Genomic DNA, 1,334 nt, shown 5'->3' on the forward strand with positions numbered 1-1,334 from the left:
GACGCGTGTCCACGTCTTCGATCGTGGCTTGCGGGTACTTCAGGCGGGCCAGGCTCAATAGGCGGGTCCGGCGGCGGTCGTCGCGACTGGACACCTCCCGGTCCACCAGCAAAGCCATCCGTTCCTCAAAGCTCATGGCACTCATCGACGGTTGGGTCAGCTGCTCATGCAGGGCGTCGGCCATACCACTGAGTTTGAGGCTGCGCAGTTGGGTAAGTGTCTGTTGGGTCAACATGGGATGGGATTCTTTCTTCGTGTTCTGATTGGCTTGGTTTTCGGATTTCATTGACCGGCTCTATTGGTAGTAGCCAGCACCACGCACGTGGTCGTGCTCCGGGCTGCTCCACAGGTCGGCAGTGGCCGGCTGAATCAGATCGCGTCCGCTGGCCAGGATGTCTTTGACGTGGCGGTACTGGCATGTGCCCAGCGTCAACGCCAGAGAACAGGCTGCCTCCAGCCGGTCTTTGCCATAACGTTTGCTCAAACTCAGCAAGCCCAGGCTTGAGCGGTAGCCATGCTCGGGGTGTTTGAAGCGCTCCAGCAATTTTTGGATCAACCCGCCGGTGGCCACTCCGATAGACAGGCCCCAGTCAATGAGACGCTGGGGTGACCAGTCTCGGTGCGCTAGGTGAGCCGCAGGCATGTGCGGGTCCAACGTCGTGAATTTGCCCGCTGCTGAACTGCGCACATGCACGGCCACCCGCTGACCCCGGTGCAGCAGCTCAACAGCATTGCGGGTCAGTCTGGCATCCAGCGATTGACCCACCAGCGTGTTGGGGACGCTGTAGTAATGGTGTTCAACTTCCACGTGGTAATCCACATGCACGCGCACAGTCTTGAAGGTCGCCATTTCATACGCCTGCAGTGGCAATGCGCTCAGGGCCGGGGCGTCAATCTCTGTAAACACGCTGAACCGACTACCAGGGAGTTTTTGGAAGGCACGCGCGTTCAAATATTGCAACAGTGGGGCGATGGCGCGATTGGCGTCTTTTACGTTGGCCATGGGTACGTTGCGCAGCCGGGCCATGATCCAGCGCTCCACCACCTGCACAGCCGACTCGGCCTTGGCTTTGTCTTGTGGTGTGTGTGGGCGTGCGGGCAGAATAGAAACACCGTAGTGACGGGCAAAGTCGAGCACGCTGTCGGTGGCGCGCGGCTCGAAGCGGTCACATTGCGCAATCACCGCGCGCGGGTTGTCGGGAACAATCAGCTGCGGTACACCACCCATAAAGTGCAGTGCACCGGTCATCCCCTCAATCCAGTCAGCAGTCTTCTCTGCAGCGGTGGCCAGGGCGTAGGTGTAGCTTGATGCGCCCAGAGCGGCTACAAAGACA

2 protein-coding genes are annotated in these 1,334 nt (G+C 59.9%); both read right to left on the reverse strand.

What is annotated here, in order from left to right; genetic code table 11:
• Positions 1 to 235, reverse strand: a 235-nt coding sequence (locus AC097W_RS20850; protein ID WP_479604555.1) for an ATP-binding protein, incomplete at its 3' end; no start/stop codon positions are given.
• A gap of 60 nt (positions 236 to 295) precedes the next feature.
• A partial coding sequence (locus AC097W_RS20855) for a Mu transposase domain-containing protein (RefSeq protein WP_479604554.1) occupies positions 296 to 1,334 on the reverse strand: 1,039 nt, incomplete at its 5' end.

The organism is Rhodoferax sp. GT1R46 (assembly GCF_056521285.1).